The following is a 20,715-nucleotide window of genomic DNA, read 5'->3' as shown; positions in this document are numbered from 1 at the left end:
CTGGGTCTCCATGCTTCACCGAGCGAGGAGGCTCACACCGATGACTCCGACCAAGACCACGCCGACCCCGCCCACCGTCACCACCGGTCCCCTGCCGGCCGCGCGCAAGGTGTTCCAGGCCGGAACGCTGTACCCCGACGTCCGCGTACCGACGCGCGCCATCGATCTGCACCCCTCGGCGGGGGAGCCGCCGGTGATGGTGTACGACAGCTCCGGCCCCTACACCGATCCGGCCGCCACGATTGCCATCGACCAGGGCCTGCCGCGCTTGCGGGCGGGCTGGATCGCCGCGCGCGGCGACACCGAAGCCTATGAGGGCCGGACGATCCGGCCCGAGGACGACGGCGGCACCGGCAACGCCCACCCCCTGCCGCCGTTCCCGACCGCGCATGCGCCCCTGCGGGCCAAGGACGGCGGGGCGGTAACCCAGTTCGCCTACGCCCGCCGGGGCATCGTCACGCCGGAGATGGAGTTCGTGGCGATCCGCGAAAACATGGGCCGGGACGCCGCCCGGGCAACGGCCGAACGGGACGGCGAGGATTGGGGCGCATCCCTCCCAGACTACGTCACGCCGGAGTTCGTGCGCGACGAGATCGCCCGGGGCCGCGCCATCCTGCCGGCCAACATCAACCATCCGGAAAGCGAGCCGATGATCATCGGCCGAAATTTCCTGGTGAAGGTGAACGCCAACATCGGCAACTCGGCCGTCACGTCCTCCATGGCGGAGGAGGTCGAAAAGATGGTCTGGGCCACCCGCTGGGGCGCCGACACCGTCATGGACCTGTCGACGGGCCGCAACATCCACACCATCCGCGAGTGGATCCTGCGCAACGCTGCCGTGCCCATCGGCACCGTGCCGCTGTATCAGGCGCTGGAGAAGGTGGGCGGCGTGGCCGAGGACCTGAGCTGGGAGGTCTACCGCGACACCCTGATCGAACAGGCCGAGCAGGGTGTGGACTACTTCACCATCCACGCCGGATTGCGGCTGCCGCACATCCCGCTGACCGTGGACCGGGTGACGGGCATCGTCAGCCGGGGCGGCTCCATCATGGCCAAGTGGTGCCTGCATCACCACCGCGAGAGCTTCCTGTACGAGCACTTCGCCGAGATCTGCGACATCTGCCGGGCGTACGACGTCGCGTTCTCGCTGGGCGACGGCCTGCGCCCCGGCTCCATCGCCGATGCCAACGACCGCGCCCAGTTCGCCGAGTTGGAGACGCTGGGCGAGTTGGCCCGCATCGCCTGGGACAAGGACTGTCAGGTGATGATCGAGGGGCCGGGCCATGTGCCCATGCACAAGATCCAGGCCAACATGACCAAACAACTCGCCGTCTGCGGCGAGGCCCCGTTCTACACCCTGGGGCCGCTCACCACCGACATCGCGCCGGGGTACGACCACATCACCTCCGGCATCGGCGCGGCCATGATCGGGTGGTTCGGCACCGCCATGCTCTGCTACGTCACGCCGAAGGAGCATCTGGGTCTGCCCGACCGCGACGACGTGAAAACCGGGGTGGTGACCTACAAGATCGCCGCCCACGCCGCCGATCTCGCCAAAGGGCATCCGGCGGCCCAGGCGCACGACGACGCCATGAGCCGCGCCCGGTTCGAGTTCCGCTGGGAGGATCAGTTCAATCTGGCGCTCGACACCGAGACGGCGCACCGCTTCCACGACGAGACCCTGCCGGCGGCGGCGCACAAGGTGGCGCACTTCTGCTCCATGTGCGGGCCGAAGTTCTGCTCCATGAAAATCAGCCACGATATTCGGGACGCCGCCCGGGAGGAAGGCGCCCGCACCGAAGGCATGGAGCAGATGGCGGCGCGCTACCGCGATGGTGGTGATCTTTACGTGGCGGTGGATCAAAACGCCGTGTAAAGGTGACACGATCCGGGGGTGGGGGCGGTCAAGGAGGCGGGACAACCGCCTCCGTCCGCAACGAGGCCGTTATGCGTAAGCCGGCGAGTGAAGGCGACAGGCACCCGTCATCCATGACGACCAAGACGATGGCCTGTGTACGACGTTTGACCCGGCGTGACGTCCTGCACACGACGGCTCTCGGTCTCGGATTGATGGCGATGGACGGTTCTTTCGTGATGGATGGTACGAACGCTCCCGATCCCGAAGCCCTGGCGGCCCTGCGACCAGGCATGCCCATCTCCCGTGTCGCCGAGGCCATGGGCTCGGCGTGGCGGGCCCCGCCGGACCACACGGGCGGTGTCATCGATGGTCTGGAACACAGTCATGGGGTGGTCGTTCGCCTCGACCAGGATGACGTGATCGCCTCGATTGAGTTCGGTTGGCGGTTCACCAAGGCGGCGGTGGACGGCTTTCGGATCGGCATGACGCTGGCGGACGTTCAGGCCTTGGACCCGGACGTGACGGTTGGAGACGATCTGCCGCGGATGCGGGGCGTGCGGGAGGGACGGCGCCGTCTGCCGACGGGCGTGGAGATGCGCCTGCGGTTCACACGCGAGTCGCTGCGGAGCATCCGGTTCACCGACCACTCCGCCACCTCTCGCGACCCCACCGCGCCGCCCTACCCAGAGCCCGCCGGTGAGCCAGGGGCCCCGTTCGCCGACCCCAACTTCAAGCTCGTCGTTCTGTCGTCGCTGCTGAGGGAAAAAGAGTTGGACCTGGGAACGCCGGAAATGCTGGCCACGCATGTTCTGGGCCGGCCCGTCGATCTGGAGGATGAGGGATACGATCTCATACCGGAGGTGCTGGAGTATCTCAGACGCTACCCCTTGACCGATACGCTTCTGGCCAAAGTGCGATCTCTATATTTCGATGGGGGAGAAAATATATACGTATACCCATGGTATTTCTGGGATGGCGAGTCTTACGAGTTTGAGGTCTCCAGCCTGCAAGGCATTGAGCACTGTCCAAACGTGACGGATATTGACGCGATCGCCATGATTGACGAAATCGACATTCGTCAGCTCACGTCTCTCCCTCATTTGGAATCACTGTCGATTTCGACGGACTTCGTCGGCCTTGATGCGCTCCTTGAGCTTCCCAGCCTGAAGACGTTTCGTCTGATCGATACGGACACCTACAAAGAGGCCATCACACCGGGCCATCCGACGCGATCCCTGCTGGAGAGCCTGAAATCACAAGGCGTCTCGGTCGCGGTCCGTCCCGGCACCTGGGGTGGGGGCCGGCAGCCCGTGTTCCGGTGAGGGCGGCGTGTGCCGCCCGCGCTTCCTGCGCGCGCTAGCGGACCAGCAGCACCGGACTGTGGACCGTGCGGATCGTGCTGGTCGTCGTGCTGCCCAGGAAGAACGACCGCAATGGCGAATGCCCATAGGCGCCCATGACCAGCAAGGCGTCCGGCTGGTCCGTCATATAGCCGCTGAGGGCCTTGTCGGCTGCGCCCGACAGCAGGGTCGCCACCGGGGCGGCGCCGCCCTCGGGCCGGCGCTCCGACAGCCGAATCACCGCCGTATCGAGGCACCGGCGATGCGTGGTGTCGTCGGCCCCGGCGACGATCACATGGACGTCCAGCCCCGCGAACAGCGGCGACGTCGCGACAACGTCCAGGGCACGGGTTGCGGCCGCGCTGCCGTCGAAAGCGACCACGGCCACGCGCGGGGTCGTGATCCGGCTGGAGGCGATCAGCACCGGTTTCACGCTGGCGCGCACCACCTGCTCGATCAGGGCGCCGATGTGCTCGGTATCGCCCGCGCTGGACACACCGCGCTTGCCGACCACGACCAGATCGGCATCGGCCTCGCGCTCCACGATGGTCTCGACGATGTCGCCGTGGCGATGCAGCGGGGTCACCTCGCGAACCCCGGCCTCGGTCAGGCGCTGTTCGGCGGCGGCCAGCAGGACGCGGCCGCGCTCGATCGCGAGGCGGCCCTGCTCCTGGTCGATCCGGGTCAGTTCCTCCAGCAGTTCGCTCTTCACCCCCAGGCCGATGGCCCCGCTGAGGTCGTGGCGCGCGGCCACCGCGTCCGACCGCTGGACCACCTGAAGAATCTCCACGCTGGCGTCCAGGCGCGGGGCGGCCCATGCGGTCAGGTCGCACACGCTGGTGGCGTAGGCGGAGCCGTCGATGCAGGCAAGAATGCGGGTCATGGCAGGGTCCTCAATGCCCGGGGCCGGCCGAGGCCGCATCGGGTTTGTCATGAACGGCGAAACGGTCGACCATCGCGGCACTTTCAGGGTTCAGGCCGACGATCTCGACGCTGGCGCCCTCGCGGCGGAACTTGAGCACAGCCTTGTCGAGTGTGTCGACGGCCGAAATGTCCCAAAAATGCGCGTCCGAGACGTCGATGATCACGCGGTCGAGCACCTCCTTGAAGTCGAAGGCCTCGGTGAAGCGCTCGGTGGAGGCAAAGAACACCTGACCGGACAGGCGATAGGTTCGGCACCGGCCGTCCGCCGACAGGTCCGACGTCACGGTGAACAGGCGGCGCACCTTGCTGGCGAAGAACAGGCCGCTCAGCACCACGCCGGCCACCACGCCCTGCGCGAGATCATGGGTCCAGACCACGACCACCACCGTCACCACCATGACGACCGACGACGGCCAGGGGTGGTGGCGCAGGTCGCGGATCGAGCGCCAACTGAACGTGCCGATGGACACCATGATCATCACGGCGACCAGCGACGGCATGGGGATCTGGCTGACGAACGGCCCCAGAACCACGATCAGGAACAGCAGCACGCTGCCGGCGACGAAGGTGGACAGCCGCCCACTGCCGCCCGACTTCACGTTGATGACCGACTGGCCGATCATGGCGCAGCCGCCCATGCCGCCCAGGAATCCGGTCACAAAGTTGGCGAAGCCCTGGCCCTGGCACTCCCGGCGCTTGTTGCTGGGCGTGTCCGTGAGGTCGTCCACGATCTGCGCCGTCATCATGGATTCCAGCAGGCCCACCGCCGCCATGGTCAGGGAGTAGGGCAGGATGATCTGCAGCGTCTCCAGCGTCAGCGGCACGTCCGGGATCAGGAACGACGGCAGCGCCGATGGCAGGCGCCCCATGTCGCCCACCGTGTTGACGTCCAGTCCGCCGAAGATGGAGATCGCCGAGAGCACCAGGATCGCCACCAGCGGCGAGGGCACCGCCCGGGTCAGGCGCGGGAACAGGTAAATGATCGCCAAGCCGCCCGCGACCATCGCATAGGTCACCCAGGTCACCCCGGTGAGCTGCGGGATCTGCGCCAGAAAAATCAGGATCGCCAGCGCGTTGACGAAGCCTGTGACCACCGACCGCGAGACGTACTGCATCAGCAGGTCGAGCCGCAGCAACCCGGCGACGCCTTGCAGCACGCCCATCAGGATGGTGGCGGCGAACAGGTACTCGACGCCGTGATCGCGGACCAGCGGCACCACCAGCACGGCCACCGCCGCCGTGGCGGCCGAGATCATGCCGGGCCGCCCGCCGACCAGGGCGATGATGACGGCGATGGAGAACGAGGCGTACAGCCCGACTTTCGGGTCTACGCCGGCGATGATCGAAAACCCGATGGCTTCGGGGATCAGGGCCAGCGCCACGACGAGTCCGGCGAGGATGTCGCCGCGTGGGTTGGCGAGCCAGTCGCGGCGCAGGGCGGCGAGTGTGGTCATGTCTCTATCCGTCCCGGGAGCGACACACGCACCCGCCCCTGTCGTGCCCGCGCGGCGCGTCACGGCTGTGCGATGATGGTGTGTGTCGAGAGGTTTGCGGAAAGGGGTACGGCGCGCGCAGGCGTCCGCCGGCACGCCGGACCCGATGGCAGCGACTCACCCTACCGGAGGACGGGGCCGACCCGCAAGGATTCATCCCTACGAGGGGTGCGGGTGTTGACCACGCGGCGACGCCGGAACGATCAGGTCCAGCGTATCGCCGGTGTCCACATGCGCGACGGCCGGCAGCGTGCCCGCCAGATCGCCGTCCGCCTGAAGCGGCAGCGGATCGGCCGCGTGCAGCGTGACACGGCGGGCAGCGCGTCGCTCGACACCCTCCATCCCGGCCAGCCGTCCCGTCAGCAGCCCGAGGCCATAGCGCGCCAGCGCCGGCCTCCCGCCCCGGCGCAGCACCAGCACATGCAGGCAATCATCCCCGACGTCCGCGCCCGGCAATGCGGTCAGCGGGCCGCCGTACAAGCGGGAGCGTGCAACGACGACCAGCGACCCAACGAGGGTTTCTCTTTCATCGGCGAGGCCCTCCATCTCCACCGTGATGGACGGAAAGGTGTAGGCGGGCATCTCGCGGACCAGCGCCCACAGATAGGCCAGCACGCCGGTGTGTTTCTTGAGCGCGCCATTGATCCGGCGGACCACCTGCGAATCGATCCCAACACTGGCCACCGCCACGAACGGTCGCCCGTTCAGGCGCCCCGGCCGCAACACCCGCCGGTGCCCGGCGTGCAGCACCCGCGCGGCCGCTTCAGGGGCACGCGGCGGCAAACCGATATCGCGCGCCAGCACGTTGACGGTGCCGGACGGCAGCAGCCCAAGGGCGGGACCGGGCGCTCCCGTAGCCCGGCGCGCATCCAGCAGGCCGGCCGCCACCTCGGCGACCGTGCCGTCGCCACCGGCCGCGACGACCACACCGGCGCCCTCCCGTGCGGCGCGCGCGGCGAGGGGAATCGCGTCGCCGGGCCCCTCGGTGTGCCACAGCGCAGGCGCACACCCCAGGGCGCGCAACGCCGCCAGGGCGCGGGCCAACTGCCGGGCGGAGCCGCCCCCGGCGGTGGGGTTGGCGATCACAACCAGTGCGCTGCGGCGCGCCATCGACGATCCATGGAATGAATTATTTATTTCAGGATCAAAATGCGGTGTACTCATCAGGCTTCTACACTATCCTTTGTGCTGCGGCGCAACCGCGGCCGAAATGAAATCTGCGAACGGGTGTCGTTTCCCTTGCGATGCGGCGTGTGACTGCGTAGACGGTCCCCATCGGCTGGAGGCTCGGGGACCGATCTTCCGGAAGAGTGACCGCGACCGGGGCGCCTGTCGAGCGACCGGCCGCGCCGGTGCAACGGCGGCAGGTGGTGGGACGATGCAGCCACGGCAACAGGCCCCGGGCGGTGACGCCCGACCGCGCACGACGTCAGGAACGCAGACCCAAGACATGACAGCACAGGCACCGACGCCAAGGGTCTACAAGACCATCTTTCTGTCCGACATTCACCTGGGAACGCGCGGCTGCAAGGCCGAGATGCTGCTCGACTTCCTCAAGGCGACCGAGTCCGAGACCCTGTATCTCGTCGGGGATATCGTCGACGGCTGGCGCCTGAAAAAGCACTGGCACTGGCCGCAGGCCCACAACGACGTGATCCAGAAGCTGCTGCGCAAGGCCCGCAAGGGCACCCGCGTCGTTTTTATCCCCGGCAACCATGACGAATTCGCCCGCGATTACTGCGACACCCAGTTCGGTGATATCGAGCTGAAGCGAGAGCTGATCCACGAAGGCGGGGACGGCCGGCGCTATCTCGTCATCCATGGCGACGAGTTCGACGGCGTCGTGATGTACGCCCGCTGGCTCGCGGTGCTGGGCGACTGGGCCTACGTGATCGTGCTGGAGGTGAATCACTGGTTCAACCTGCTCCGGCGGCGGCTGGGCCTCCCTTACTGGTCGGTCTCGCAGTACCTGAAGCACAAGGTCAAGAACGCCGTCCAGTTCATCACCAAGTTCGAGGAAGGCATGGCCGACCTCGCCAGCAAGCGCGGCGTCGACGGCATCATCTGCGGCCATATCCACCATGCCGAGATCCGTCAGGTTGGCGAGGTGCTGTACTGCAATGACGGCGACTGGGTGGAAAGCTGCACCGCCCTGGTGGAGCACCCCGACGGCCGCATGGAGATCCTGGACTGGACGAAGGTCCGCGACGTCTCGATGGTCGAGGAGTACCGCCGCCGGCCGAAGCGCACCAAGGGCGGGCGCGGCACGGCCAAGGCTCCGACCCCGGCGGAGGTGATGGCGCAGGTGGACGAGGGGCTGGTGTCGCGCCCGGCGCCCGGCCTTGTCTCCACGCACCCCGAGGCGGACCCGAACGCACACCAGGACCCGAACCAAACCGAGACCGAAGCGGAGACCGAGACCGGGGCCACGCCCCCGCCGGCGCGCCGCCGGGCACGGGCCTCCTTCTGACCGGCACCCCACCATGACCGTTTCGTTCCCGCCATCCTCGTCCGCCGCTTCGGAATCGCTCGGGTCCCGGGGAGCGGAGCGCATCATGATCGTCACCGACGCCTGGCTGCCCCAGGTCAACGGCGTCGTGCGAACCCTGGATACGCTCCGCGATCATCTGGAGCGACGTGGTCATGCCGTGCGCATGGTCACCCCCGACCAGTTCGACACCGTGCCCTGCCCCACCTATCCCCAGATCCGGCTGGCCCTGGTGCCGCGCCAGAAGATCGCCGCCGCCATGGACGACTGGCGCCCGACCGTGGTGCACATCGCGACGGAGGGCCCACTGGGCTGGGCCGCGCGCGGCCTGTGCATCGACCGGGGCTGGCCGTTCACCACCGCCTTCCACACCCGCTTTCCCGAGTACGTCCAGGCCCGCTTCTGGGTGCCGGTGGACTGGAGCTATGCGTTGCTGCGGCACTTCCATGGCCGGTCCAAGGCCATCATGGTCGCCACGCCGTCGATCGAGGACGAACTGACCGGCTGGGGGTTCCACAACATCCGGCGCTGGGGCCGGGGTGTGGATACCACCCTGTTTCGGCCGCGCGACAAGACCGCGCTGGACGCCGCCATTCAGGGGCCGCGCCCGTGGTTCGTCTACGTCGGCCGGGTGGCGATCGAAAAGAATATCGAGGCCTTCCTGTCCCTCGACCTGCCTGGCACCAAGATCGTCGTCGGCGGCGGCCCCCAGCTTGACGACCTGCGCGCCCGCTTCCCGGACGTGGTGTTCCCGGGCGAGAAGCGGGGCGAGGAACTGGCGCTGCACTACGCGGTCGCCGATGCCTTCGTCTTCCCCAGCCTGACCGATACCTTCGGGCTCGTACTGCTGGAGGCGCTGGCCAGCGGCGTGCCCGTGGCCGCCTTCCCGGTGGCGGGACCGCTGGACGTGATCGGCGACGCCCCGGTGGGCCGACTGGACGAAGACCTGCGCGCAGCGGCACTGGGGGCGCTGAAGGCCGACCCGATGGTCTGCCGCGCCTTCGCCGAGGCCCGCTCCTGGGGGGCCAGCGTGGACCAGTTTCTATCCAACATCTGCCCGTTCGACGCCGAGGCCCTGGCGGCGGAGGGGGCGGGGGCGAACGCGGAAGCCGGCGCGGGCGCGGGTGGCGCTTGACCCGGCTCGTTCCGGCTCGTAAGCCTCGCCCGGCGGATCCACCCTTGAGCCTGGCAATCGGATGCCCTTGCTGACTCTGTACCGGGGCCTGATCGATATGTCGGCCCCCGCCGTGCGCGCGACCCTGTGGTATCGCCGGATGCGCGGCAAGGAGGACGCCGAGCGGTTCGGCGAACGCCTCGGAGAGGCCGGCCGCCCGCGCCCCGAGGGACCGCTCGTGTGGTTGCACGGCGCCAGCGTGGGCGAGTCGCTGTCGCTGCTCCCCCTGATTGAGCGCCTGCGGGCGGAGCGGCCCGCCCTGACCATGCTGTGCACCACCGGCACAGTGACGTCGGCCGCGTTGATGGCCGAGCGGCTGCCCCCCGGTGCCGTGCACCAGTTCATTCCGGTCGACCGCACGCCTTACATCCGGCGTTTCCTCGATCACTGGCGGCCGGACCTGTTGTTGCTGGCGGAAAGCGAGCTGTGGCCGACGCTGGTGCTGGAAACCGCCGCCCGTGGCGTGCCGATGGCGCTGCTCAATGGGCGGATGTCGGACGGCTCGTTCCGGCGCTGGCGGCGCTACGCGGCCGGCGCCGCGCGGGGGTTGCTGTCGCCGTTCCGCCTGGCCCTGGCGCAAAGCGAGGCCGACGCCGAACGCTTGCGGGCGCTGGGGGCCGATCCGGTGGCCTGCGTCGGCAACTTGAAGTTCGCCGCCGCGCCCGCGCCCGCCGATCCGGCGGAGGTGGCACGGTTGCGTGAAGCCCTGGGCGGCCGGCCCTGCTGGCTCGCGTTGTCGACCCACGATGGCGAGGAGGCCCTGACCGCCCGCGTGCATCAGGCCCTTGCGGCGCGCGTGCCGGATGTGCTGACCCTGGTCATGCCCCGCCATGCGGCGCGCGGCGACGCGGGGCGCGCGGCTATGGAGGAGATCGGCGTGCGCGTGGCGCAGCGCTCCCGGGGCGAGGCGGTGACGGCGGACACCGACGTCTATTTGATGGACACCATGGGCGAGGTGGGGTTGGCCGCGCGGCTGGCCCCGGTGGTGTTCATGGGCAAGAGCCTGATCGGCGAGGGCGGCGGCCAGAACCCGCTGGAGCCGGCGCGCCTGGGTGCGGCGGTGTTGTTCGGCCCGCGCATGGAGAACTTCCGCGACATCAGCGCGCGCATGCTGGCCGCCGGGGCGGCGCGTACGGTCCCCGACGAGGCCGGTCTGGTCGACGCGGTGGCCGAACTCCTGACCGATGCCGCCGCGCGCGAGGATCTGGGGCGGCATGGCGCGGCCTTCGCGGATGGCGAACAGGGGGTGTTGCCGCGCGTGCTGGACGCGCTGGCGCCGCTGCTTGATCCCATCGCGCCCCAGGCGGCTTGCCCAGAGGAGACGACCAGCCGTGCGGGCGCCTGAGTTCTGGTGGCGACGCGACGGCGGCGGGCTGCCGGGCCGCCTGCTGGAGCCGGCCGGCTTGCTCTATGGGTGGGCGACCGCGCGGCGGCTGGCGCGGGGCCAACCGGCGCGCCTGCCGGTGCCGGTGATCTGCGTCGGCAATCTGGTCGCCGGTGGCGCAGGCAAGACTCCGGTCGTACTGGACATCATAACACGATTACGCCGGGACCTCGGCCTGAACGCGGTGGTCCTGTCGCGCGGCCACGGCGGGCGGGAGGCTGGACCGCTGCGGGTCGATCCCGGGCTTCACACGGCTGCCGACGTGGGCGACGAGCCGCTGATGATGGCGCGCGCCGGCCTCCCGGTGTGGATCGCCCGCGACCGCGCCGATGGGGGCCGGGCCGCTGTGGCGGAGGGGGCCGGGGCCGTGGTGATGGATGACGGCTTTCAGAACCCGGCGTTGGTCCAGGATCTGCCGCTGGTGGTGGTGGATGGAGCGCGCGGCTTCGGCAACGGCCGCCTCGTGCCCGCCGGTCCCCTGCGCGAGCCGGTGCCGGTCGGTCTGGCTCGCGCCGGCGCCGTGGTGGTGATGGGCGAGGACACGGCCCGCGTCGCCCGCCATGTCCCCCGGGGTGTGCCCGTCCTGGCCGCCCGCATCGAACCAGGACCGCGCGTGCGCTCCTGGGACGGGCAGCGGGTGGTCGCCTTCGCCGGCATCGGCGATCCGGACAAGGTGTTCCGCCTGCTGCGGGACGTCGGCTGCCGGGTGGTCGCGACGCACCCGTTCGCCGATCATCATCCCTACCAGCCGACCGACATTCAGCCGATCCTGGACGAGGCCTTTGCGTTGGGGGCGCTGCCGGTCACCACGGCCAAGGACGCCGCGCGTCTGACCCCCGACCAGCGCCAGCAAGTCGATATCATCGATGTCACGGTAACCTGGTCCGACCCGGTCGCGCTGGACCGGTTGCTCGGGGCGCTCGCGGCCCGCCCGCCAAAGGGCCATCCGTCCGAGTGACTGCGGCACGGGGCACGGTCACTCGGACGAGTCGGCCTACCGCGACGGATATTACAGGCCGTGGCCGTTTCGAAGTTGCTCGACCCAGGCCGTGATGCGGTCGCCGGTCTTGTTCGGCTCCTGATCCTCGTCGAGGGCGAGTCCGACGAACTGGCCGCCCCGTTCGGCGAACGAGGCCGTGAAGTCATAGCCGGCCACGTCCGTGAACCCGATCACCTCGGCGCCGCGCGCCACCGCCGTGTCATAGAGCACGCCCATGGCGTCGACGAAGGTGTCGGGGTAGGTGAACTGGTCGCCGGTGCCGAACAGGGCGACGCGCTTGCTGGCCAGATTCGCCTCCTCCAGGAGGTGATAGTTGGCCTCCCAGTCGGACTGCAGGTCGCCCATTCCGTAGGTCGGCGCGCCCAGCACCAGCAGGCGGGGGCTTTCGAAATCCGCCACGGTTGCCGCGGCGACATCGACGGCGCGGCCTTGAAGCCGTTTGGCGATGCGGTTGGCGACGGCGCGGGTTGCGCCCGCGTCGGAACCGAAAATGACGTTCACGCTCATGGTGGGGCCTCGCGGTGGTGTGAGGGGACAGGCGGGTGACTCCGCCCAGGGTGTGCGACCCTTGAGCTAACGCGAATGCGACGCATACGCAATGCGAATCGTCAAGACAAGCGCGCCCTTTATTGGCGGGCTGCCGGTCCGGCTCAGAAGAAATGGGGTGAGTAAAGACCCGTTCGAAGGCTGGGTTCGCAGAGTGCATAAAGACGGGTCCTTAATGACCCGAGTTGTCAATCCGGTGTGCCTGGCCTTCGGCGCGTACCGCGCACCGAGCGTTTCATAAGAAGACGTTTGCGCTCAAGTTTTGTCTCTCAAACGGGATACTTCACTTGAATCCACGTTGATTTTGCGACTGAGTTGCATTACCGATACCCCGCCTGATGGAGCAAGAACCCTGGGGGACTCGCAATGATCCGAAGTGACCGGACGGGCCGGCATGCCGCGCTTTTTGCCGGAGGACTGCTTGGGACCGTGTTGGCGGCGCCCGCCGTGTGGGCGCAGGCGACCGAGACATCCGAGACGTCGGCCGCCGGTCGGTCGTCTTCTGGGCAATCGTCCCCGGGGCACCTCTCAACAGGGCACCTCTCAACGGGGCCGATCCGGCTCGATCCGGTCTCCGTGACCGCCACGCGAACCGAGATCGACCCCTTCACCTACCCCGGCATGGTCACGGTGATCGACCGCCAGAGGGTCCAGGATCTGAATGCCTCGACGCCGGACGACCTGCTCAAGATGGTGCCCAACGTGCAGTTCTCCGGCGGACCGCGCCGGACGGGCGAGGTGCCCTCGATTCGCGGCTTTTCCGGGGACGATATCGTCATTCTTATCGACGGGGCCCGGCAGAACTTCGGCTCCGGTCACGACGGCCGGTTCTTCCTCGATCCGGCCCTTCTGAAGGGCGTCGAGGTGCTGCGCGGCCCGGCGTCGTCCCTCTACGGCAGCGGCGGCACCGGCGGCGTCATCGAGTTCCGCACCGTGGAGGTCGACGACTTCCTGGAACCCGGCCAGACGTTCGGGTTCACCAGCTCGCTCGGCGGCCAGACCGTGAACGATGAATGGCTGGTGACCACCACCGCCTATGGCCGCCCGATGGACGGCGTGGATCTGTTGGGCAGCGTCGCCCGCCGGCGGTCGGGCGAAATCGAGCTGGGCGACGGCAGTACGTTGACCGACAGCGACGACTCCATCGTTTCGGGGCTGGTCAAGGGCGGGGTCGACCTGACCGACCATCACCGCCTGGAGGTGTCGTTCAGCCACTTCTCGAACGACGCCGAGGAGCCGAACAACGCCCAGGGGCGCGGCGGCGAGGATCTCGTCGACAAGGAAATCGCCACCGACAACGCTCGCGTCGCCTATTCCTATCGGAATCCCGATAACGACTGGGTCGATCTGGACGTCGTCGCCTACTACACGCGCTTCAAGGCCGACGAGCTGCGGCTGGACGATCTGGGCGCGGGGCCCGAGGGTGAGCGCCTGACCCGCGATGTGGAGACCATCGGCGCGCGGATCGACAACCGCACCCGGTTCCGTCTGGCGGAGCAGTCCCGGGTGATCCTGACCTACGGGGCCGAGGCCTACCGCGACGAACAGGAGGGCGAGAGCGCCTCCGGCGACCGCGAGGGTGTGCCCAACGCCGACGGCACCTTCGCGGGCCTCTATGGGCAGGCGCAGGTCGTGCTGGTCGAGCCGCTGAGCCTGCCCGGTGAGGTCCACGTCATCCCGGGGCTGCGCTTCGACCACTACGACTTTTCCAGCGACGTCGCGTCGACCGATACGACGGAGAACCGGCTGTCGCCGCGCATCGGCCTGACCTACAAGCCGGTGCCGTGGTTCATGGTGTTCGGCAACTACGCCGAGGCCTTCCGGGCGCCGACGTTCAACGAGATGTACCTGACCGGCACCCACTTCGAAATGGCGGGCCTGGGCATCGTGAACCGCTTCGTGCCCAACCCGGATCTGAAGCCGCAGACGACGCGGACCGTGGAGTTCGGCGCCGGGCTCGATTTCAAGGACATTCTGTTCGAGCGCGATCGCTTCGACGTCAAGGTCTCGCACTTCCACATGTGGGGCGATGACTTCATCGACCTCGCTGTGAACCAGCCGGCGCCGTTCGCAGACTGCAACCCGTTTCGACCGGGCGCCTGCGACGGCACCACGACATCGACCAACGTGCCGAACGCGGAGTTGTGGGGCACAGAGATCGAAGGCAACTACGAAAACGACCGGATCCGCCTCGGTCTCGGCTTCTCCTCCATCGACGGTGAGAACACCGACACCGGCGAAAAGCTCGGCATGCTGACGCCGACGCGGGTCACCCTCGACACCGGTCTGAAGGTGCCGGAGATCGATTCGCTGATCGGCTGGCGCATGACCGTGGCCGGGCGCTTCGACAAGGTGAACGATCCGGCGGAGAAGCGGGACGCCTACGACGTCCACGACGTCTACGCCGTCTATCAACCGTCGGACGGCGTGTTGAAGGGCCTGCGCGTCGACCTTGGGATCGATAACGCCTTCGACGAGGACTACTCGCGCGTCTACACCGGCGCGTCGGAATCGGGCCGCAATTTCAAGGCCCTCGTCAGTTACAGCATGGCGTGGTGAGGCCGCGATGATGACCCGTTTTTTCCGTCCGTTTGCAGCCGCGCTGCTGCTGGTTGCCCTTGGGATCGTCCCCGCGTCGGCCGAACCGCCCGTCCGCGTGGTGTCCGTGGGGGGCGCCGTCACCGAGATCGTTTACGCCCTGGGGATGCAGGACCGGCTGGTCGCCGTGGACGCCACCAGCATCTATCCGCCGGCGGCCGAGGATCTGCCGGATGTCGGCTACATGCGACAGTTGGCGGCGGAGCCCATCCTGGCGTTGGATCCTGACCTCGTGTTGATGATCGAGGACTCGGGGCCGCCCGAGACGCTCGCCCAGCTTGAGGCCGCCGGCCTTCCCATCGCGCCCATCCCCGACACGCCGACCATCGCCGGCGTACGCGACAAGATCCGGCGGGTGGCGGACGCCCTGGACCGGCCGGAAGAGGGGGCCGCCCTGGCCGCCGAGGTGGAGCGCGCCTATACCGCCGTCGTGGATCGCCTGGAGGGGGTGACCCACCGGCCGCGCGTTCTGTTCCTGATGGCGATGGGCGGCGGCGCCCCGATGGCCGCCGGCGCCGATACCCCGGCCGCGGCGGTGATCGCGATGGCCGGGGGGCAGCCCGCCGTGCCGGAGATGACCGGCTTCAAGCCCCTGTCGCCGGAAGCGGCGGCGGCCGCCGCGCCGGACGTCATTCTCGTGCCGGACCGGACCGTTGAGGCCCTCGGCGGCGCCGAGGCCATCCTGGCGCGGCCCGAGCTGGCGGCCACGCCGGCCGGGCGCACCGGTCGGCTGGTCAGCATGGACATCATGCTGCTGCTCGGCTTCGGTCCCCGCCTGCCGGAGGCCGTGGCCGATCTGGCGACGGAGCTGCATCCCGACCGCATGGCGGCGCGGTGACGGCGATGCACGGACCGATCCCCGATCCCCGCGTCGCGACCGTACGCCAGATCACGACGGACACCGCCGGCCGGAGGCGCCGGCGCGCCGGTGCCGGTCTTGGGGTGCTGGCGGTGACGCTGGTCGGCTGCGTCGTGCTGTCCATCGGCATCGGGGCGGTCCCGATCACGCCGCTGGAGGCGCTGTCGATCCTGGCGACCCCGCTCGGGTTCGAGCCCCTGACCGGCCACACGCCGGTGCAGGAGCTGGTCCTGTGGTCGATCCGTCTGCCGCGCACCGTTCTGGGGCTTCTGGTCGGTGGCGTCCTGGCGGTCTCCGGGGCCGTCTTGCAGGGGCTGTTCCGCAACCCCCTGGCCGATCCCGTGCTGATCGGCATTTCCAATGGAGCGGCGCTCGCCGCCGCCGTGGTCATCGTGTTGTGGGGCGTGCTGCCGTTCGCGACCGCCGGCATCGGCCGCGACGTCGCCCTGCCGGTCTCGGCCTTCGCCGGGGCGCTGGTGGCGATCGCGCTGGTCTATCGCATCGCCAGCCACGACGGTCGCGCCGATATCGCCACCATGCTGCTGGCTGGGGTCGCGCTGACCGCCATGGCCGGCGCGGGCATCGGCACTCTGGTCTTCATGAGCGACGATCAGGCCTTGCGGGATCTGAACTTCTGGCTGCTCGGCAGTCTGGGGGGCGCCAACTGGGAGCGGCTGATGATCGCGGGCCCCCTGATGCTGGGCGCCGGACTGGCGGCGCTTGCCCTGGCGCGCCCCCTGAACGGGTTGCTGTTCGGCGAGACCGAGGCGCTCCACATGGGCTTCGACGTGGAGCGGACCAAGCGGATCGCGGTGCTGGTGACGGCCCTGGCCGTGGGCGCGGCGGTGGCCCTGAGCGGCGTGATCGGGTTCGTCGGCCTGATGGTGCCGCATCTGGTGCGGATGGTCCTCGGGCCGGATCACCGCGTCCTGTTGCCGGCCGCGCTGATGGGGGGCGGGGCGCTGATGCTGCTTGCCGACCTCGTGGCGCGCACCATCGTGCTGCCCGCCGAACTGCCGATCGGCATCGTGACCAGTTGTGTCGGGGGGCCGTTCTTCCTGTGGCTGCTGCTGCGGCGGCGCGCCCTGGGCCTGTGGTAGGGGAGGGGGGCGTGCTCGAGGGTCGCGATCTGACCGTCATCCGCCGGGGCCGTCGCATCGTGGACGACGTCACCCTGGACGTTCCGGCCGCCACGGTGACCGCGCTGATCGGTCCCAACGGTGCCGGAAAGTCCACCCTGCTGCACCTGCTGTCCGGGGCGTTGGCGCCGCAGGCCGGCACCGTGACCTTCGCCGGGCGCCCGCTGGCCCAGTGGTCGCGCGCCGCCCTGGCCCGCCATCGCGCGGTGCTGCCCCAGGCCTCCGAGCTGTCGTTTCCGTTCCGCGCGCTCGACGTGGTGCGGATGGGGCGGGCCGTCCACGCCGGCCGTTCGGGGCGCGACCACGATGCCGCCGTGGCGGTCGCGGCCCTGGAGGCCGTCGACGGCCTTGCCCTCGCCGACCGCGTCTATCCCACGCTGTCCGGGGGCGAGCGCCAGCGGGTCCAGCTCGCCCGCGTGCTGGCCCAGATCTGGACCGATCCCGCAAGGCCGGAGCCGGAGGGCGCCGGGCGCGCGCTGCTCCTGGACGAACCGACCAACAATCTCGATCTGACTCATCAGCATCAGTTGATGCGCTTCGCGCGCCGGCTCGCCGACGAGGGCGTCGCGGTGCTGGCGGTGCTGCACGACCCGAACCTCGCCGCGCTCTACGCCGATCGGATGGTGGTGCTGGCGGACGGGTGCGTGGCCGCCGAGGGGCCGGTCGAGGCCGTCATGACCGAGACCGTTCTGACCCGGACCTTTGGCCTGCCGGTGACCATCCAGCGCCATCCGGGTCGGGGCACCCCGCAGTTGGTGCCGTCCTAAGTCGGGCAGCGGGCCGGCCCGAAACACCGCTCAGTCAGGGAGAACGCTGCATGTTTATCGCCATGAACCGCTTTTCGGTCCTCAAGGCGCACGCCACCGAGTTCGAGGCGGTGTGGAAGACCCGCGAAAGCCGGCTGACCGACCAGCCGGGCTTCGTCGCCTTCCACATGCTCAAGGGGCCGGAGGAGGAGGAGATCATCCTGTACGCCAGCCACACGCTGTGGCGCACCAAGGCGGATTTCGAGGCCTGGACCCAGTCGCAATCGTTCCGCGACGCCCACAAGGATGGGGGCCGGACCAAGCACATGTACAGCGGGGGGCCCCGGTTCGAAGGTTTCGAGGTGATCCAGGAGGTAAAGGGTGGAGATGGCTGACGACGCGGCGACCTTGGCGTCGCCGGTCCCGGAGGCGGCGCGCGCGATCCTCGGGGGCGATCCGCTGACCGGCGCGTTTACGGCGCGCCGCTCGTCGCACTGGTTCGCGGGCCGCCCGACGCCCGTAGAGCATCCCGCGACGGCGTGGGAGGCCCTGATGGCCATGCCCCGGTCCGGTAAGACCGTGGCCTACATCCACGTGCCCTTCTGCGCCAACCACTGTCTGTTCTGCGGGTTCTACCGCAACCCGACCCGCGATCCGTTTTCGGGGCCGTACAGCCGCGCCCTGATCCAGGAGTTGGAGGCGAGCGCCGACCATCCGGCGGTTCGGTCGGGCCCGGTGCATGCCGTCTACTTCGGCGGCGGCACGCCGACCGCACTCGACGAGGCGGATCTGCACCGGGTTATCGCGGCCGTGCGCGCCAACCTGCCGCTGGCGCCGGATTGCGAGATCACCGTGGAGGGCAGGGTTCACGGCTTCGACGACGCGCGCATCGCGGCCTGCCTGGAGGCGGGCGCGAACCGCTTTTCCATCGGCATCCAGACCTTCGACACCGCCTTGCGGCATCGGTTGGGTCGCAAGGCCGACCGGGCCGGCGCGGAGGGGATGCTGGCCGCCTTGCGGGCGCGCGATCAGGCGGCGGTGGTCTGCGACCTGATCTACGGCCTGCCGAACCAGACGCTGGAGATGTGGCGCCGGGACCTCCGCTTGGTGGTCGACTTGGGGCTCGACGGCGTGGACCTGTACGCGCTGACCCTGAACCCGAGCAGCCCATTGGCCCGCTCCATCGAAAAGGGCGCGCTGCCGCCCGCCGCCGACCTGCCCGCCCAGGCGCGGTTCTACGCCGCGGGGCTGGAAACCTTGGACGCCGCCGGCTGGCACCATCTGACCCAGGCCCATTGGGCGCGCACCACCCGCGAGCGCAATCTGTACAACCAACTCGTCAAGGAGCAGGCCACCTGTCTGGCCTACGGGGCGGGTGCGGGCGGTCTGTTGGCCGGCCACCGTTATGTGCTGGACAGCGATGAGGCGGCCTACCGCCAGCGGGTGGCGGCGGGCGAAAAGCCGCTGTCCATGATGTTCGCGCCGATGCCCGATCTCTCGGCGCGCGGCGCGGTCGCCGCCAGCCTGGAAACCGGGCGCGTCTCGGCGGAACACCTGGAGGCCCGGGTCGGTCCCGGGTTCGCGGACCGCCTCGCACCCGTGCTCGCCCACTGGGCCCAGGCCGGGCTTCTGGCGCCCATGCCGGGCGGCTATGCCCTCACCCCGGCCGGCTGGTTCTGGCAGGCCAATCTGATCGCCGGCCTGCACGCGGTCATGTCGCAGCACCGCGACGGCCAGGGCGCCCCACTCCCCCCGCAACAGGAGACCCCGTCCCATGCCCGACGTCCCCATCCCGGATGAGGCCCGCGCCGCCGCGCTGGCCGCCGTCACCGCGCGGTTCGCGGCCTCCACCGACGGCGTGTTGGAACAGATCGCCGCAGACTACGGCCTGACGCCCCGCGAGGTGGCCGCCTGCCTGCCGCCGGAGGTCGGACCAACCGTCTCCGGTGCCCTGTTCGAGGCCATCCTGCATGACGTCGCAGAGTGGGGCGTGGTCCTGTTCCTGGTGCACACGCCGGATCTGATCCTGGAGTGTTCGGGGGCGGTGCCGAAGGGCGTGGTCGCGCAAGGCTACTTCAATCTGTTCGGCGACGGTCCGATCGGCGGCCACCTCCGGCACGGGCGCTGCGCCGCCATCCAGTTCATGAGCCGGCCGGTCATGGGCCGCATGAGCCACGCCATCGTGTTCTTCAACGCGGAGGGGGGCGTGATGTTCAAGCTGTTCGTCGGTCGCGACGACCACCACGCCCTGAAGGCCGATCAGGTCGAGCGGTTTCTGGCCCTGCGGGATCGTCTGAGCCGGGAGGAGGCCGCGCATGTGGCGTCGTGAGGCCTTTGGGCCGCCGCGTCTGCTGCTGTTCGGCGGCACGCGCGGCACCGGGCGGGAGGTCGCCGGCTTGGCCCGCGCCCGCGACTGGGAGGTGGTGGCGCTGGCGCGCGCCTCGGCCGCCTTCGAGCCGTTGACGGCGTTGGGCTGCACGGTGGTCATCGGCGATGCGCTGGAGCCGTCGCATGTCCACGGCATGATGCGTGTGCACGGTCGGGGCGCGGCCGTCGTCTGTACCCTCGGCGGCGGTCCGCTGGGGGCCTCGGCCGACTTTCAGGGGGTGGTCAACATCGTCGACGGCATGGTGGCGACCGGGTTGCGCCGGCTGGTTCTGGTCTCGTCCCTGGGCGCGGGGGACAGTCGCGCGTTCGCGTCGGAGCGGCTGCTGGCCGCGATCGGTGCGGTGCTGGAAGAGAAATCCCGGGCGGAGGCCCACGCACGGGCCGCCGACCTTGACCTGACCATCCTGCGGCCCGGCGGCCTTCTGTCCACGCCGGCCACGGGGGACGGCGCGCTGTTCGAGGACCCGCGGGTGCACGGCCGCATCGCGCGGGCCGATCTGGCGGCACTGATCGAGCGCTGCCTCGACGACCGGACCACGGTTGGCCGGACGCTGTCGGCCCTCGACCTGACGACCTTGCAGGCGCCGGAGGGCGTCGTGCACCTGCACTCCGTCGCGCGCGCTGTTTCGGGGGCGAGTGGCCCGCCCGATGCGCCGCCCTGGCATCCGGGCCAAACACCGCCGCACCTTACGGGTCCGCACCACGGATAGCACGCACGGTGCGCCCGTGGCGCCCCTCCGGCGGGCTCGGCGTCAGGCTGGAATCGAGGCTCAGCTCG

18 protein-coding genes are annotated in these 20,715 nt (G+C 69.5%); 14 read left to right on the top strand and 4 right to left on the bottom strand.

Translation table 11 applies throughout. From position 1 onward, the window contains the following. The first annotated feature begins 40 nt into the window (after positions 1-40). Positions 41-1,876: a phosphomethylpyrimidine synthase ThiC gene (gene thiC / locus GGD82_RS10155; RefSeq protein ID WP_150061488.1), complete on the top strand. Its 1,836-nt coding sequence runs from the start codon at positions 41-43 to the stop codon at positions 1,874-1,876. Between the two features lie 200 nt (positions 1,877-2,076). After that, positions 2,077-3,180, top strand: a complete 1,104-nt coding sequence (locus tag GGD82_RS10150) for a DUF7256 domain-containing protein (RefSeq protein WP_221240762.1) — start codon at positions 2,077-2,079, stop codon at positions 3,178-3,180. Between the two features lie 34 nt (positions 3,181-3,214). Here GGD82_RS10150 and GGD82_RS10145 read toward each other — a convergent pair whose 3' ends face one another. From GGD82_RS10145 to GGD82_RS10135, 3 genes are all read right to left on the bottom strand, one after another. Then, positions 3,215-4,081 carry a universal stress protein gene (locus GGD82_RS10145; protein ID WP_150061489.1) on the bottom strand — a complete coding sequence of 289 codons (867 nt, stop codon included), beginning with the start codon at positions 4,079-4,081 and terminating at the stop codon, positions 3,215-3,217. Positions 4,082-4,091: 10 nt separating this feature from the next. Next, positions 4,092-5,576, bottom strand: a complete 1,485-nt coding sequence (locus GGD82_RS10140) for a SulP family inorganic anion transporter (protein ID WP_150061490.1) — start codon at positions 5,574-5,576, stop codon at positions 4,092-4,094. A 198-nt stretch (positions 5,577-5,774) separates the two neighbouring features. Continuing rightward, positions 5,775-6,725, bottom strand: coding sequence for a diacylglycerol/lipid kinase family protein (locus tag GGD82_RS10135; RefSeq protein ID WP_170284181.1), 951 nt, complete (start codon positions 6,723-6,725; stop codon positions 5,775-5,777). A 340-nt stretch (positions 6,726-7,065) separates the two neighbouring features. On the opposite strand from GGD82_RS10135, the gene GGD82_RS10130 reads away from it, so the two are divergent. The 4 genes from GGD82_RS10130 to lpxK all read left to right on the top strand — a co-directional run bounded on the left by GGD82_RS10130 (position 7,066) and on the right by lpxK (position 11,619). Continuing rightward, positions 7,066-8,085, top strand: coding sequence for a UDP-2,3-diacylglucosamine diphosphatase (locus GGD82_RS10130; RefSeq protein WP_211364718.1), 1,020 nt, complete (start codon positions 7,066-7,068; stop codon positions 8,083-8,085). Between the two features lie 85 nt (positions 8,086-8,170). Further along, positions 8,171-9,238, top strand: coding sequence for a glycosyltransferase family 4 protein (locus GGD82_RS10125; RefSeq protein ID WP_246163737.1), 1,068 nt, complete (start codon positions 8,171-8,173; stop codon positions 9,236-9,238). 61 nt (positions 9,239-9,299) lie between these two features. Further along, positions 9,300-10,622: a 3-deoxy-D-manno-octulosonic acid transferase gene (locus GGD82_RS10120; RefSeq protein WP_150061494.1), complete on the top strand. Its 1,323-nt coding sequence runs from the start codon at positions 9,300-9,302 to the stop codon at positions 10,620-10,622. Then, on the top strand, positions 10,609-11,619 hold the full coding sequence (gene lpxK, locus GGD82_RS10115; RefSeq protein WP_150061495.1) for a tetraacyldisaccharide 4'-kinase: 1,011 nt from the start codon (positions 10,609-10,611) through the stop codon (positions 11,617-11,619). The genes GGD82_RS10120 and lpxK overlap by 14 nt, the downstream gene beginning before the upstream one ends. Before the next feature lie 51 nt (positions 11,620-11,670). Here lpxK and fldA read toward each other — a convergent pair whose 3' ends face one another. Continuing rightward, complete coding sequence (fldA, locus tag GGD82_RS10110; RefSeq protein ID WP_150061496.1) at positions 11,671-12,168, bottom strand: flavodoxin FldA; 498 nt, start codon at positions 12,166-12,168, stop codon at positions 11,671-11,673. Between the two features lie 405 nt (positions 12,169-12,573). Here fldA and GGD82_RS10105 point away from each other — a divergent pair, with 405 nt between their 5' ends. From GGD82_RS10105 to GGD82_RS10070, 8 genes are read left to right on the top strand one after another with little or no spacing between them, the layout of a single operon-like run. After that, positions 12,574-14,766, top strand: coding sequence for a TonB-dependent hemoglobin/transferrin/lactoferrin family receptor (locus GGD82_RS10105; protein ID WP_150061497.1), 2,193 nt, complete (start codon positions 12,574-12,576; stop codon positions 14,764-14,766). A 7-nt stretch (positions 14,767-14,773) separates the two neighbouring features. Further along, positions 14,774-15,643, top strand: a complete 870-nt coding sequence (locus GGD82_RS10100) for a heme/hemin ABC transporter substrate-binding protein (protein ID WP_150061498.1) — start codon at positions 14,774-14,776, stop codon at positions 15,641-15,643. A gap of 5 nt (positions 15,644-15,648) precedes the next feature. Then, the gene (locus GGD82_RS10095) at positions 15,649-16,764 is read left to right on the top strand and encodes a FecCD family ABC transporter permease (protein WP_150061499.1); all 1,116 of its coding nucleotides are present in this window, start codon (positions 15,649-15,651) and stop codon (positions 16,762-16,764) included. An 11-nt stretch (positions 16,765-16,775) separates the two neighbouring features. Beyond that, on the top strand, positions 16,776-17,570 hold the full coding sequence (locus GGD82_RS10090) for a heme ABC transporter ATP-binding protein (RefSeq protein WP_150061500.1): 795 nt from the start codon (positions 16,776-16,778) through the stop codon (positions 17,568-17,570). 50 nt (positions 17,571-17,620) lie between these two features. Further along, positions 17,621-17,944: a heme-degrading protein HmuQ gene (hmuQ, locus tag GGD82_RS10085; protein WP_150061501.1), complete on the top strand. Its 324-nt coding sequence runs from the start codon at positions 17,621-17,623 to the stop codon at positions 17,942-17,944. After that, complete coding sequence (hutW, locus tag GGD82_RS10080) at positions 17,937-19,349, top strand: heme anaerobic degradation radical SAM methyltransferase ChuW/HutW (RefSeq protein ID WP_150061502.1); 1,413 nt, start codon at positions 17,937-17,939, stop codon at positions 19,347-19,349. Before hmuQ ends, hutW begins: the two co-directional genes overlap by 8 nt. Further along, a complete protein-coding gene (hutX, locus tag GGD82_RS10075; RefSeq protein WP_150061503.1) occupies positions 19,324-19,878 on the top strand; it encodes a heme utilization cystosolic carrier protein HutX in 555 nt (184 codons plus the stop codon). The genes hutW and hutX overlap by 26 nt, the downstream gene beginning before the upstream one ends. Next, positions 19,865-20,647, top strand: a complete 783-nt coding sequence (locus GGD82_RS10070; protein WP_150061504.1) for an NAD(P)H-binding protein — start codon at positions 19,865-19,867, stop codon at positions 20,645-20,647. Before hutX ends, GGD82_RS10070 begins: the two co-directional genes overlap by 14 nt. Positions 20,648-20,715 lie beyond the last annotated feature (68 nt).

The sequence above is a fragment of the Roseospira marina genome, assembly GCF_014197855.1.
Classification (GTDB): Bacteria; Pseudomonadota; Alphaproteobacteria; order Rhodospirillales; family Rhodospirillaceae; genus Rhodospira; species Rhodospira marina.
The sequence above is the reverse complement of the archived record's forward strand: the minus strand, read 5'-3'. Positions and strand labels throughout refer to the sequence as shown.

Excerpts from the sequence above, each read along its gene's own strand:
- thiC (WP_150061488.1), top strand. The coding sequence starts at position 41 with ATGACTCCGACCAAGACCACGCCGACCCCGCCCACCGTCACCACCGGT.
- GGD82_RS10150 (WP_221240762.1), top strand. The coding sequence starts at position 2,077 with ATGGACGGTTCTTTCGTGATGGATGGTACGAACGCTCCCGATCCCGAA.
- GGD82_RS10145 (WP_150061489.1), bottom strand. The coding sequence starts at position 4,081 with ATGACCCGCATTCTTGCCTGCATCGACGGCTCCGCCTACGCCACCAGC.
- GGD82_RS10140 (WP_150061490.1), bottom strand. The coding sequence starts at position 5,576 with ATGACCACACTCGCCGCCCTGCGCCGCGACTGGCTCGCCAACCCACGC.
- GGD82_RS10135 (WP_170284181.1), bottom strand. The coding sequence starts at position 6,725 with ATGGCGCGCCGCAGCGCACTGGTTGTGATCGCCAACCCCACCGCCGGG.
- GGD82_RS10130 (WP_211364718.1), top strand. The coding sequence starts at position 7,066 with ATGACAGCACAGGCACCGACGCCAAGGGTCTACAAGACCATCTTTCTG.
- GGD82_RS10125 (WP_246163737.1), top strand. The coding sequence starts at position 8,171 with ATGATCGTCACCGACGCCTGGCTGCCCCAGGTCAACGGCGTCGTGCGA.
- GGD82_RS10120 (WP_150061494.1), top strand. The coding sequence starts at position 9,300 with ATGCCCTTGCTGACTCTGTACCGGGGCCTGATCGATATGTCGGCCCCC.
- fldA (WP_150061496.1), bottom strand. The coding sequence starts at position 12,168 with ATGAGCGTGAACGTCATTTTCGGTTCCGACGCGGGCGCAACCCGCGCC.
- GGD82_RS10105 (WP_150061497.1), top strand. The coding sequence starts at position 12,574 with ATGATCCGAAGTGACCGGACGGGCCGGCATGCCGCGCTTTTTGCCGGA.
- GGD82_RS10100 (WP_150061498.1), top strand. The coding sequence starts at position 14,774 with ATGATGACCCGTTTTTTCCGTCCGTTTGCAGCCGCGCTGCTGCTGGTT.
- GGD82_RS10095 (WP_150061499.1), top strand. The coding sequence starts at position 15,649 with ATGCACGGACCGATCCCCGATCCCCGCGTCGCGACCGTACGCCAGATC.
- hmuQ (WP_150061501.1), top strand. The coding sequence starts at position 17,621 with ATGTTTATCGCCATGAACCGCTTTTCGGTCCTCAAGGCGCACGCCACC.
- hutW (WP_150061502.1), top strand. The coding sequence starts at position 17,937 with ATGGCTGACGACGCGGCGACCTTGGCGTCGCCGGTCCCGGAGGCGGCG.
- hutX (WP_150061503.1), top strand. The coding sequence starts at position 19,324 with ATGCCCGACGTCCCCATCCCGGATGAGGCCCGCGCCGCCGCGCTGGCC.
- GGD82_RS10070 (WP_150061504.1), top strand. The coding sequence starts at position 19,865 with ATGTGGCGTCGTGAGGCCTTTGGGCCGCCGCGTCTGCTGCTGTTCGGC.